7 protein-coding genes are annotated in these 12,761 nt (G+C 51.6%); 4 read left to right on the plus strand and 3 right to left on the minus strand.

The window, feature by feature from the left end:
• The first annotated feature begins 92 nt into the window (after window positions 1-92).
• From MXE41_RS07130 to MXE41_RS07145, 4 genes are all read left to right on the plus strand, one after another.
• The gene (locus tag MXE41_RS07130) at window positions 93-2,552 is read left to right on the plus strand and encodes an EAL domain-containing protein (RefSeq protein WP_247100006.1); all 2,460 of its coding nucleotides are present in this window, start codon (window positions 93-95) and stop codon (window positions 2,550-2,552) included.
• 766 nt (window positions 2,553-3,318) lie between these two features.
• Window positions 3,319-3,756 (plus strand): hypothetical protein, encoded by a 438-nt coding sequence (locus MXE41_RS07135; RefSeq protein WP_247100007.1) that lies wholly within the window; start codon window positions 3,319-3,321, stop codon window positions 3,754-3,756.
• Between the two features lie 1,120 nt (window positions 3,757-4,876).
• A complete protein-coding gene (locus MXE41_RS07140) occupies window positions 4,877-5,143 on the plus strand; it encodes a hypothetical protein (RefSeq protein WP_247100008.1) in 267 nt (88 codons plus the stop codon).
• A gap of 21 nt (window positions 5,144-5,164) precedes the next feature.
• Entirely contained in the window at window positions 5,165-5,467 is a 303-nt protein-coding gene (locus MXE41_RS07145; protein ID WP_247100009.1) for a hypothetical protein, read from the plus strand.
• 128 nt (window positions 5,468-5,595) lie between these two features.
• On the opposite strand, the gene MXE41_RS07150 is transcribed toward MXE41_RS07145, so the two are convergent.
• The 3 genes from MXE41_RS07150 to MXE41_RS07160 all read right to left on the minus strand — a co-directional run bounded on the left by MXE41_RS07150 (window position 5,596) and on the right by MXE41_RS07160 (window position 12,554).
• Window positions 5,596-6,552, minus strand: a complete 957-nt coding sequence (locus tag MXE41_RS07150; RefSeq protein WP_247100010.1) for a PDR/VanB family oxidoreductase — start codon at window positions 6,550-6,552, stop codon at window positions 5,596-5,598.
• 2,103 nt (window positions 6,553-8,655) lie between these two features.
• A complete protein-coding gene (locus MXE41_RS07155) occupies window positions 8,656-9,798 on the minus strand; it encodes a ring-hydroxylating oxygenase subunit alpha (protein WP_246977428.1) in 1,143 nt (380 codons plus the stop codon).
• A gap of 1,037 nt (window positions 9,799-10,835) precedes the next feature.
• Window positions 10,836-12,554 (minus strand): BCCT family transporter, encoded by a 1,719-nt coding sequence (locus MXE41_RS07160; RefSeq protein WP_281503563.1) that lies wholly within the window; start codon window positions 12,552-12,554, stop codon window positions 10,836-10,838.
• Between the last annotated feature and the right edge of the window lie 207 nt (window positions 12,555-12,761).

The following is a 12,761-nucleotide window of genomic DNA, read 5'->3' on the forward strand; positions in this document are numbered from 1 at the left end:
ATATTCAAGCTTTCAGTACTTCAGGTACACTGAATGTACCTGCTGTAGAACGTCAGGAGATATTGCACCCTCTGTGCAATAAGGAACATTAAATGGTCAGTTACATAAGTGAAATCAAGCTCAAACAGGGACTGCGCAAAGTATCGGCCATTTCGGTTATCAGCCTTTTGCTGCTGTCACTCTTTGCCTTTGCTACCTTCAAGGTAGTTTCCTACGTCTACAACTCCTCCAACAGCTCGGAGCTGGAGGCCGCCATTTCCGAATATGCCATTACCATCAAGCGTAAGGCTCAGGGTGAAATGCGTGCCCTGCGTACTCTGGCCATGTTCACCACCAAGAGTGATGACATTACCAAGACCTACAGCGCTGTTGGTACCGACAACATTCCTTTTGAGGTGGTAGGTTTCTGGAATCTGGACGGTTCATGCGAGCAGGTCTCCATATCAGGTGCCCGTACTGACTCCCACTATATGAATCTCCCATCACAGGTAAAGGTAGCCATTTCCGCTGCATGGCTGGGACGCTCGGCCGTTTCGGCTCCTTACTATTCCCCTACCATTGGTTCAGATATCCTGACCTATGTCGCCCCTGTTCATGCCACCTCAGGCAATGTTATGGGCGCCCTGTCAGGCGTGGTCAGCCAGAGCTCCTTTGATAATACTCTTGAGCAGCTGTCCATGGTAAATCAGGGTCTTGATACCTTCCTGTGTACAGCCTCAGGCTATATCTTCTCCCGTGGCGTTAATGGCATCCTGCCACGTGACACCAAGTATATTGCCGACTTCAAGGCCTTTGAGGGCCGCACCCAGGATCAGATTAAGGCAGGTCTTGCCTCCAAGAATCCTGTTCATATCGAGACCACTATCAATGACAAGAGCTTTTTAATAACTCTTACTCCTCTTGGCTTCTCAGACTGGTATATCGGCACCATCAGTTCCAATGAGTTCACTCAGAGCCCTTACTTCAAGTCCATCATGATTCTGATCGTATCTCTGGTGGTGATCTTTACTCTGTGTGCCTTTATTGCCATTTACCTTTTTATCAGCATGAAGAGCAGCTACAAGACCCAGCTGCTGATTGCTCACTACGATCCTGTAACCAGCGCCTACAACTATCAGAAGTTTCTGCTGGAGTTCAGCAATATAGACTACCGCACTAACACTAATTCCAGCTACTCGGTAGTTTCTCTGAATATCCACGACTTCAGCTATATCCAGGATGTGCTTGGAGAGACTCAGACTGACGAGCTGCTGCGCATTATTGCCCGTGAGCTGCGTGAGCGGGACAGCGTTATGATGTTCTGTCACCATGAGCTTGACCAGTTCATTCTCATGCTGCGTCTGCGTGACCAGGCTGAGGTTGATGCCGAAGTACGCCGCATCATGGAACTGTGCTGTCGTCATATCAATATTGAAGTTTCAACTATTCCTATTGTTATGTATGCAGGCGTGGCCTTTACCTATCCTGATCTCACCCCTGAGAAGATTGTTTCCCGTGCAGACTTTGCCAAGAAACAGGTCTCCAAGAGCTACACCCATGCCGTGCGCTTCTATGATGAAAATGCCTATAAGAAAGAGGCCTTCCTGCACAGCATTGAAAAGAGCATGCGCAATGCCCTCAAGAATGAGGAGTTCAAGCTCTTCTTGCAACCTAAGATCGATCTGGCCACCGGCAAGGTCTACGCAGCTGAAGCTCTGGTGCGCTGGATTTCAGACAGCGATGTAATCGTCTATCCAAACGACTTTATTCCGCTTTTTGAGCAGAACGGCTTCTGTACCGAGCTTGACCTGTACATGTTTGACAAGGCCTGTGCCCGCATCCGCTACTATCTGGACAATGGTGTAGAGCCTATCTACTACTCCATCAACCAGACCAAGCTGCTCATCTTCCAGAAGGGCTATACCGACAAGCTGCGCGCCATCATCAACAAGTACAATATTCCGCCAAAGTATCTGGTTATCGAGGTACTTGAGGATCTGGCCACCCACAACGTAAACGAGCTCAACAACCGCATCAATGAACTCAAGTCTCTGGGTCTGTCCATTGCACTTGATGACTTCGGTTCAGGCTATTCATCCCTGAACATTGTGGCCGGTCTGGACATTGATGAAATCAAGTTCGACCGTGAGTTCCTGCTGGCTGAAGATCCTGAGCAGATCAAGAAGAATCACATGATTCTGCGTGTACTGTCCAAGCTGGCCAAGGAGCTTGGTATCCGTACTGTAGTTGAGGGTGTGGAGCGTAACGAAGATGTCGAGTTCTTAAAGAGCATCGACTGCGACCTGGCTCAGGGCTACTACTACGACCGCCCAATCCCGGTTGAGGCCTTCGACAAGAAGTACATCTTCACCGACCGCGACGAAATCCCACCGGTAAAGCCTCTGCAAGCTCCTGCGGATGCCCCGGACGCCGCTGCCGGCGCATCCACCGACGCCGATGCTGAGGCACCGGCTGCCGCCGCAGCAGATGCTGATGCAGCTGTGCCAGCTGCTCAGCCTGAAGCTCAGGACGCCACTCAGGATCAGCCTCAGGAGCAAAGCTCAGGCAAGTAATATGGCGCCATGCGCCTGATAAGACAAAGGCATCACCCTGTCAAGGGCGATGCCTTTGATCTTTATGGCACAGACAACTGCTCCCTGTCCCAGGCTGCCAACCGAAACTAAGCCCTCCTTTCGCGCCGAGCACATCAACATGCATGCATGCATATATGCTGATATTTCCCTGTTGATGAAGGTGCGGACATAAGGAGCTATTGCGACAGGCCGAATATAAGGATGAATGATGGCCTGTTGGATGAAGGTCATCAGACTCACTCAATGGCGGGATTTAGTGATGTGTGGTTAGCTGACTGGTATACGACTTCATTGAGATCATAACTGTCTGATGGACTATCCCTGGCCGCATGCTTTGGCTCTCCCATGGCGCATACTTTGGATCTCCCAGGGCGCATGCTTTGGCTCTAAAGAGCACGAGCTCTGTCCCCGGAATCTGTGCGCCAAAACTGCAGCTCAGGCCCCAGGGACTGCACGGTCATAAGAAGCTGCATACTCTGTCATATCAGGCTATGCAGGCCTGCAGCTGAGCTTACTGGCTTGAAGTTCTCTGTAAGTGTCTTCCAGAAATTGCCGTCCTATGGCCAGGCATTAAGGCAGAGTATTGCCATGCTTTTGCCATCCTGATGGCAGATCGCTGCCCCTGCCTCCGGCCGACTTTTGCCCATGCCACTGGCCTGATTTTGCCCCTGCCGCAGGCAAGCTTTTGCCATCATCCAGGGCACTTATTTGCCTCCCTGCCATATGGCAAACAATGCCATTTGCCATGGCAAAATCATGCCCCAACAATTTAGCAGATCAGTTCATCCCCATATCCATGCAAACTGCCATGCAGCGGCAGATGTATTCCTCCTGGCAAAAGCTGTCCTTTGCCATGACAATACTTGCCCCTCCGCACCATGGCCATGATTTGCCGCTTTATAAAACCGGCAAAAAACTGCCTGCACCAACAGTAAAACATTGCCGCTTTACAAAAGACACATTGCCGCATAAATTGCCGCCTTTTGCCCCATTTGCCGCCAATACTTTGCCACATTGCCACCCCATCCTTGCCACAATTTTGCCGCTATTTTGCCGCCTTGAGCCCACGCCTCTGACGGCACGTGAGGATGCTTTTACTAAGAAATATGCGGCACTGGCTGTACGCAGTCTGCTACGTCCAGACGTACAACAGGACATCAGACATATGCCTGCAACCATGTGACACCCATCTGAAATAAACACTCTACTATATGTTTTGTGAAGTTCTATTGTCAAATTGCCACAAATAATAACCCTGCTGAAATTAATCATGTACCATAGCTGCCCATCATGCCTGACCAGACAGCAAAGGTGGTGATTACCCAGTAAGTGGCCATGATGATGTGACTTCAGGGTAAAGGTACTGGAGCGGACGTTTTGTCTTAACTTGCTGATGTATGGTGCGGACGTTTTGAACTAATTTTCTGATGTAGGGTGCAGCCTTTTGAAAGTCAGGCAGCAAGGGCAGACAGGGGGATGGTGCAGGCTGAAAGCCAGAGACAAGTATCAGGATGTAAAAAGGCGGGGTCCGAAGAGCCCGCCCTGGATACAAAAAGAGGAAAGGTATAAGGACAAAACTCTGCGGCCCTCTGACGCTCTGTCAAAGCTGGCCTTATGTATTGTTCCTTAAATTCTGTAGTGGTAAAGCATGCCCCTCTGCAAGCCAGTCCCAATGTAAAAAGGTGTAGAACCATGGCTTTGTGATATGGCCGCCAGCACTTACATTGCTGGTAAGGCGCCATAGCAACTGTCAGCCCCGTACTGATAATGACTGTAAGTAGAGTGGTCGGGCTGCAGGCCATTGGGCTTCGATTAAGACCAGGTCATGAGCTTTACTGTAGATATGAGGCAGAATGAGCTTAGGTACTCATGCTGAGCCAGGTGTACTTATTCATGAGGATACCCGGCTTTTCTGTACAGATAAATCAAGATACTGAGGATGCTGGCTGTCTGCATATGCGGTCTGCAGGACAGCTCTGCTCTGCGTTTGCTGTCTGCAGGACAGGCCTGGCTGCCTCTTTATGACAGAGGCCCGCAACGACATCTTCAGCTTAAGCATGCTTTAGCAGGCTGAGGCCTGCTCTGTATGAGTACTTTGAGTGCTTTGAGATCCTGACGAAACTGCATCTGAGCAATGATCAGCGCAGCATATCAATAATAAACTGCATGGGAAAATATTACTGAGGCCGGAGCCGGAGCGCAATAGCACTGCAGCGGTCATGAGGTCAGGCAAAATCCCCATGCAGGTCCGTTCCCTGCTGTGATTCCCATATAAAAGGACTTTTTAAAATGTCCCTGCCTGGATGGATAATTTACATCTGCAAAACTGTGTCATCAAAGCCGAACAGCTGCATCAAAAAAGACCAGAACTACCTGTTAACCACCTGAACTTACTGTTTTTCTGCCAGGCTTTCCCCCGGGCCTTCAGCAGCCAGGTCCCCATAAACATCATGGCATTGCGCTGCGATGGCATGGCATCGCATGACATGGCATGGCATGACATGGGCTGTCTGCAAGTCTTGATGGTAAGACTTGTTGAGCGTGAGATACTCCTGCCTCGTCAGGTCTGACTCTTTGCAGGCGCCAGAATTATGGTTGACAGCGACAGCAGCAGCGGCAGCGGCAGCAGCTGCTGCGTAACAGCGCAGCATGCCTGTTCTGATATGGTGTTATCGGGTGAGCTGGCTACACAAAAGAAAAACGGCCGCCAGTTGGTGACGACCGTATCTAACAACCAAAATGATAATCGTTATTCTGATTGCCCGTGGCGGCACCGGACCACAGCGCGTCACATCGCACTGTGGCATGGCGGTTTCAGGGCTGGCAAGAGACCTGCCCATCAGGGCATGGGCACCATGGGCACGGCCTTTATGGGGACAGCCACCATGGGATAAACAGTCATGTGCATGACCTTTACAGGCATGGCCATCATGGGCACAGCCATCATGAGCATATGGCCCATGGGCGCTGCCTTGCGGCATTTTGCTGGCCGCTGTGTCAGGCTGTCGTGTGTGCCTGATAATTACAGGTCCAGAACCAGCTTGCCGGACTTACCGGAGCAGCAGCAGGCCAGGAGGCGCTTGTTATCGCGCTCGTCATCCTCGTAGTACTGGTCGTTGTAGGCAACCTCGCCCTCAAGCACATTAACCTCACAGGTACCGCAGGCACCGGCACGGCACAGGCACTGAATCTTAGGGCCCTTGATACGCTCGATGGCCATCAGTACGGTCTCACCTTCTTTGGCTTCGACAGTGATGCCGGACTTCTCAAGTACCAGAGTAAAGGCACCGTTGGAGGACGGCTCAACCTCGAAGTACTCAATATGCAGTCTCTTCTCATCGATATTGTGTTTCTTGCACAGACTCTTTAAGGCATCGGAGAGCTTTGAGTTACCGCAGGCGTAAATGGCAGTGCCCTCAGGCAGAGCGGCAAATACGGCATCGAGATCGGCACGGGTGCCACGGGCGGTTACGTGAACCTTGACTGAATCCTTGAACTGGCCGGTGGTCAGTTCCTTTTCAATGACATCATCCTCATCATCGTGCTTTAAGTACATGAGTTCGTACTTGCGGCCATCTTTGGCCAGCTCATGAATCTGGGACATGAATGGGGTAATGCCAATACCGCCGCCGATGAGCAGGAAGGCGGAGGAGCCATCGAGGGCAAAGAGATTGTTTGGAGTGCTGGACTTGATAACGTCGCCGACCTTGAGCTCATCGTGCATGAAGATGGAGCCGCCACGGCCGTTTACTTCCTTCTTTACGGCAACCTGCCAGGCAGAGCGATCAAAAGGAGAGGAGCACAGGGAGTAGGCATTGGAGAACTGCCTGTCACCGGAGCCAAACTGCAGATAGATGTGGGCACCACCGGTGAACTCAGGGAGATCTGAACCGTCAGCAGACTTGAGGGTAAAGCGCTTTACCAAAGGGGAGAGCTGCTCAATCTCAGTAATCTTTACGTCAATGAAGTTGTTTTCCATATTTTTTGTATCCTGATTTAGACGGTTTTGTCTGTTCCTGAAACCATGCAGCCTCACCGCACCTGACTTTCAGCAATGGGCTGCCTTGTCTTCAATGCTGTCGCTCTGACACGGCTCATCAGAGTATGGTTCTTAGAGCCACCTTCTGGCTTTGTGAATTACAACATGGTCTGCTGGCTGTACTTCCGTGCAGCAGTGCATCTGTTTGCCGGCTGTACTTCCGTGCAGCTGTGCATCTGTTTGCCGGCTGTACTTCCGTGCAGCTGTGCAGCTGTGCAGCTGTGCATATTTTGGCTTGCTGCGCCCCTCGGGGCAAATCACCATCAAGTGAGGGTCAGTAACTGTCTTGCTTCCAATGACCAACTGGCCGGACCTTAATCATGGCCCTATTGCCCTGCCAACCGTAATAGCGGTGACAAAGCCGGAGCTGCCTGAGCTTTGAGCCGGGCAGCCTCCCTGCTGTTGTATTGCAACTTGGCAGGCTTGAGCCTGCAAATCCTGACAGTTTGCCACTGCCATGTGACTCAGGTAAAGAGCTGGCATATGACTTTGTGAGCGCCAGCCTTTTCCGGCAGTGATATTGATGTCTGTTTTTCTCTGACAGTGATGACAGCCATGCAGCCTGGTTATCGACTTTCTGCTGACTTGCTTATGATTTACAGTCTTACTTACTGACAGAAAATACCGTTGCCTGCTGGCCCATTAATCTTTGTCATGGCTTGCCATGGGGCTGGCACACTGTTGCGTCCAGCATGGGGGCTCAATGCATTGTTAATGAGCCCTTGAGCTCCGGCATGCAGCGGCTAATGCTGCACGTTAGGAAATAAAATTTCTGCCCGCAAAGTCTGAACTTTGAGGTCTTGTTAATGCCCTTATGAGGCCGAATGAAAGTGAGCAGCTTTGTGCTCAGATGTAATTGTTCCTTTGAGGCTGTGATGGCGCAGCCTGAGTTAACTGCTCAGATCTGCAAAATGAGGAGCACAGTCTTGCAGCTGCGCCATGCTGGCAGGTCCGGTTGCGGGATGGACCTGCCTGCCTGAGACTGACCGGTCAGTACCGCTGCCTGGACTGGGGAAGCCCGGTCAGCGGCCTGATGGAGCATGGCAGAAAGCCGGTATGGCGGTCATTCTGGTTTAACCGCCATAAGAAGCTGCATGAGGATTGACATGCAGCTGCCCTGTAAACAGCTGCAGACAGAGTCCACAGGCATGCCCGGCAAAACCTGCACCAGATATGTTCTCCTGACAGATGCGAGCGTGTCAGACCAGGCGCATCCGGTCTGTAACAGACACTGAGGCATGATTTCAGCTCCACTCAATTGCGTCGCTGTATGGAGCTGAAAATCGCAACCTGGCTGCAGGCTCTGATGACAGTCAAGGAGCACAGCTGTCACTTCAGGCACTGCCGCCATGAGAGCCGCAGTGACTGCGTTACGATCGTATCTGACAGGAAGAACATTGCTGATGCCGGTGACAGCGCCATAAAACGCTGCCATCTGCAGGCCGGAACACAAGGTATCGGCCTCAGGCCTGTAAAGGCCTGTGCTGGCTTACATCCCTGTCCTTTTGCGGGGTGGACCATGGCTGTAAGACGGTCAGTTTGCAACTGCAGACTGAGTTCCGGAGCTCCCGGACAAGTTCCCGGTAGCCCCAGGGGCCGGCTGCGCAGGCTGCCTGCCCCGGTGCCATAAGCCGCTGCTGCTCCTGCCCTGGGCGCTGAAATCTCAAATCAGAGTCAGAATGATTCATGATATCAGCGTCCAGGACAGGGGCAACAGCATTCAGCACAGCTGAATATTACTTACGGCCCCTTTCAGAGGATGGTCCATATTTCAGGACTGTACCTTGAGGTCGATGACGGAGCTGACTGTTCGCCCGCACTTGACTGAGCCTGCGCTCAGCTGCTGCCGGACGGCCGCGCCACCGCGACTTAAGGCCGCTCTGAGAAGTTTTTTGTCCTGCCCTGCTCGAAAGTACAACAGGGCTAAAACACACCTGTGAGCTCCGGGACTTAGCCCGGGTCCCGGACCTTCGTGAGCAGTCCGGGACACTGCCTTATTAGGACGGCAGCGGCCATTTAGTGAGAGCTTAAGCTGCAGAGCGCTTACTTGTCGCACTTGCCCAGCTTGTCTTCAGTGTAGTACTGAGCAACGAGGGAGTGGAAGTAAGCGATACCGTGCTCGGAAACACCTGAACCGGTGCTGTCAGCCATGATACGGCCCTGGCCACGGTAGCCACGGGAATGCAGGCCCTTCTGTACGGACTCAACCAGACTCAGATCCTCTGGACGGAATACGTCGCGGTACCATACGATGAGGTCCTTCTGGTACTGAGTGAGCTCTTCGTTGGTGAAGAAGATGTCATAGTGCTGCAGAGTGGTCTCGGCATCCAGTGGGTACTCGAAGATTGCTGTCAGCATGCCTGGAACTGGAGTGGCGTTCCACATGGTGCATGGCCACAGCCAGAAGCCAGAGAAGGAAGAGCTGTCACCCTCGAAAGCGAAGGAGGAGTCAGAGGAGATAGCACGACCCCACTGTAAGGACCAGTTTTTGTACATCTTGTGCCAGTAGTCACTTACCTGTACGGAGGAAGCGAAGTCTGGGTGGGATGGACCGCAGTGGTAGCACTCCATGTAGTTGTCAACGATGTTCTTCCAGTTGGCTGGGGTCCTGGTTACAAAACGGGCGGCCAGCTTGAGGTCATACATCTCTGGACGTGCCTTTAAAGCGGCATCCTTGAGGCCTGGAAGCTGGTCTTCAACAGTGGTCTTGCACTCAGGATCCATGTTGATGAATACGAAACCGGCGTACTCTTCGACCTTCATTGGGGTCAGGCAGGACTCATCGAGGTTGAAGTCGTATATGTTCTCGCTGTTAGGAGCGGAAGCCATGGTGCCGTCGAGCTTGAAGGTCCAGGCGTGGTAAGGACAGGCGATAACGTTCTTACAGGTGCCGGAGCCCTCGATGAGGCGGTGACCACGGTGCGGACAGACGTTGTAGAAAGCACGCAGCTGATTGTCACGACCACGGACAATTAAGATGGACTCATTTAATACTTCGCGGGTTACATACTGATTTGGCTTGGCTACCTCGCTGACATGACACATGCACAGCCAGGACTTGGCGAAGATCTCGTCAGCCTCATAGTTAAAGGCATCCTGGGAGGTGTAGAACCTGGCTGGCAGGGTATAGGCCTTCCTGGCGTCCTTGCAGAAGTCATGTGGTAAGGTGAAGCTGCAGGCTTTCATAGTTATCTCCTGATGTGTGTATAAAAGGCCGGCTGTTAACGCAAAGTGGATACCGGCGGGGGTTTTTACATGGAGCACTTACAGGGCAGTTCCCATAATCATCCTCACGGACCGGCAGCACAAGCTGTTATGCCGCTCCCTGCTGCGTCCCTGCAGCCAGGAGTATCTGCCTTTGCAGATCATTAATGACCTTAAGGCAGCGCCGTCCGGAGTCAGACCTCAACAACATTGCTGTCCTGGGTGTGCTCCTGAAAATCCCCTGTATGTTGGATCAAAGCTCCGGGGTATAAATCCTGCCGGGGCCCCTGGGGACCGCTGTCAAAGACTTCATATGCCTCTTATAAAACTGCAGGCCTCAAAGACGCTGACAGTCCCGGAAGGATTTATATTCTGTGATGCTCAACAGTAAGCATCGAACTGTTGTCCCGGGCATACGGTACATATCTGCAGTACCCGAGGAAACTGAGGCTGTAAGCCCGACCAGTACTGCCCGTCTCATTTAAGAGCCTCACGGCACAGTAAAGGTCGCTGTAATTCTGCTGGTGTTTTGTTCAGCTGTTAAGTCATGGACTTAATTCAGACTGTCTATGACTTAATTCAGACTGTCTATGACTTACTTCAGACCGTCTATGACCTACTTCAGGCCATCCAGGCCTTTGCAGGGGCAGTGATTATTTGACAGTACCGGCATCCCAGGCACTATTTACTGTGCGGCGTGCCTGCCGCTGCATCGTTCTGGCTCTTGCCCTGAAAGGTTTTGACCTGTACTGCTGCTCACCTGAGTGACTTAGCTTTATCAGACCGGGCTTTATCAGACCGGGCTTTATCAGTCTGAGCTTTAAGGTGAGACTGTAAATTCAGGGCACTGAGCACCTGATGGTGCTCAGGCCGGGGCGGTCTTTGTCAGACCTCGTTACCCTTATCAGGGAGGTAGTGACAGCATTTAGTCTGTCTGCAGCTTCCTGCTGCTTTCCCTGAGCCCGGGGCTCAGGGATGTGCCTTTTGGGCTGGCAGCATCCTGCTGCCGTAGTCAGTTTTTAGATTATGGGCGTTTTATCGTCCTTAACCTCTTCCTTGCGGGCCTCTTCTCGGGCCTTTTCCAGTGCTTTGGCATGTTCTGCCTCAGCGCGGGCATCTACCCTGGATCCTACTGCGAAGTTCTGCTCTTCGTCGTGAGCCTCAACCTTGAGCACGTAAGTGTCGATGGTGTGGGCTGGAACATGACCGTAGTCATTGAAAAGCCACTTTAAGAATCCTACAAAGGTAATGAGCAAAATTGCCAGGAAAGGAATACCAGTCATTACCGCTGAGGTCTTAACAGTCGACAGTGGAGCGTCGGTGTAGAGAATGGCCAGCGGAATCAGGGTCAGAATCACACACCAGAACAGATTCATGGCACGGGAAGGATCCTCACCTTCACCAAGGTTACGGGTTGCAGTAGCAGCCATTGCGTATGCTACAGCGTCCATGTGAGAGGCCAGCATGATAACCATGAGGAACAGGAATACAGCAAGTAACAGAGTTCCTAATGGCAGCTTGTCGAGCAGCTGGGCAATTGCTGCGTCACCTCCAAGGCTGTTAACAATTTCAACTGTGTTAACACCGCCGGAGATGAACTCGTGGATTGAGTAGCTCTCCAGTACACCAAAGTAGAACCAGCAACCTGAGGTGGAGCCGATAATCAGGGCCCAGATGAGCTCCTTAATCTTGCGTCCGGCAGATACGCGGGTTACGAACATGGCCATACCTGGAGTGTAGGAAATCCACCACAGCCAGTAGAACACTGTCCAGGACCTGGTAAAGTCGCCTGTGCCAAATGGCTCAGTGTATAAGGACATCTGGAAGTAGTTCTGTAAAGTAAGACCAATACTGCTGGTGATATTGTTAACGATGAACTGGGTAGGACCAAGAACAAGGACTACGAAAGCCAGAATCAGAGAGCCGTAACCCACGATGGAGCTTAACAGCTGCATACCCTTGCCGATACCGATGTAGGCTGACAGAGCGAAGATTGTGGCTGCACCTATGGTTACAATGGCCTGAACGGTAAAGTTGTTAGGAGTACCGATCAGGAATGACAGACCGTTGGTTAAGGTAGCTACGGAAATGACCAGAGATAAAGTCAGAGCACCTACTGAGGCATTGAGGAAGATCAGATCCACAATTCTGCCTACAGCGCCATCGGTACGAACCTTGAAGATGGCGGAGATGATGCTTGACAGTGCCAGACCCTTGTTCTTACGAACATGGAAGTGGTAAGCCATGATTACCGAAGCTACAGCATATGTACCCCATGCACCAACACCCCAGTGGAAGAAGGAGAAAGGAACGGACATTTCCATAGCTTTAGTAGAGTTTGGCTCAAGGCTCAGACCTGGTCCCTGATAGTAGTAGCTCCACTCAATGATGCCCCAGTAAAGAGCTGATGCTCCCATGCCGGCACAGATAAACATGAAGATCCATGGCAGGGTCTTGTATTCAGGCTCCTGGTCACCCAGTCTGATATTGCCGTACTTGCTGATAGCTATGTAGACAATGAAGACAAATCCTGCCAGCACAATTGCCTGGATGATAGCGCCAAGATAAGAGGTAATACCGTTAAATATGGTACTGGCCCACTGATTGGTCACATCCGGCATGGTACTGATGGCTATTGCAATAAGCAAAATAGACAGCATGGAAATAACAATAAGCGGCTTGTCGCTTCGGGTATTGCTGCTCTTTACAGTGCTGCTCTGCCCCGACGGTGAGGTCATGATTAATGCTCCTATACCTGTTTTATGTTCTCTCAACTAACTGGTATTGCTTTTTGTGCTCAGGCAAGAAAGACTGTGGGGGTACACAATTTCCTGTCAGCTGAGTGTTTGATCAGACTGCACTGCAACTGCCGGCAGTCCTTACAACGCTCTGCCTGGGCAGACCGTCATCGGGCTGTAATAGCCACAAGTGCTCATGTATTACTC

It is taken from the genome of Anaerobiospirillum sp. NML120449 (assembly GCF_023051105.1).
Taxonomy (GTDB): domain Bacteria; phylum Pseudomonadota; class Gammaproteobacteria; order Enterobacterales; family Succinivibrionaceae; genus Anaerobiospirillum.

What these genes read in the sequence shown, in the direction of transcription:
- MXE41_RS07130 (WP_247100006.1), top strand. Translation starts at nt 93, where the DNA reads ATGGTCAGTTACATAAGTGAAATCAAGCTCAAACAGGGACTGCGCAAA.
- MXE41_RS07135 (WP_247100007.1), top strand. Translation starts at nt 3,319, where the DNA reads ATGGCAAAATCATGCCCCAACAATTTAGCAGATCAGTTCATCCCCATA.
- MXE41_RS07140 (WP_247100008.1), top strand. Translation starts at nt 4,877, where the DNA reads ATGGATAATTTACATCTGCAAAACTGTGTCATCAAAGCCGAACAGCTG.
- MXE41_RS07145 (WP_247100009.1), top strand. Translation starts at nt 5,165, where the DNA reads ATGGTTGACAGCGACAGCAGCAGCGGCAGCGGCAGCAGCTGCTGCGTA.
- MXE41_RS07150 (WP_247100010.1), bottom strand. Translation starts at nt 6,552, where the DNA reads ATGGAAAACAACTTCATTGACGTAAAGATTACTGAGATTGAGCAGCTC.
- MXE41_RS07155 (WP_246977428.1), bottom strand. Translation starts at nt 9,798, where the DNA reads ATGAAAGCCTGCAGCTTCACCTTACCACATGACTTCTGCAAGGACGCC.
- MXE41_RS07160 (WP_281503563.1), bottom strand. Translation starts at nt 12,554, where the DNA reads ATGACCTCACCGTCGGGGCAGAGCAGCACTGTAAAGAGCAGCAATACC.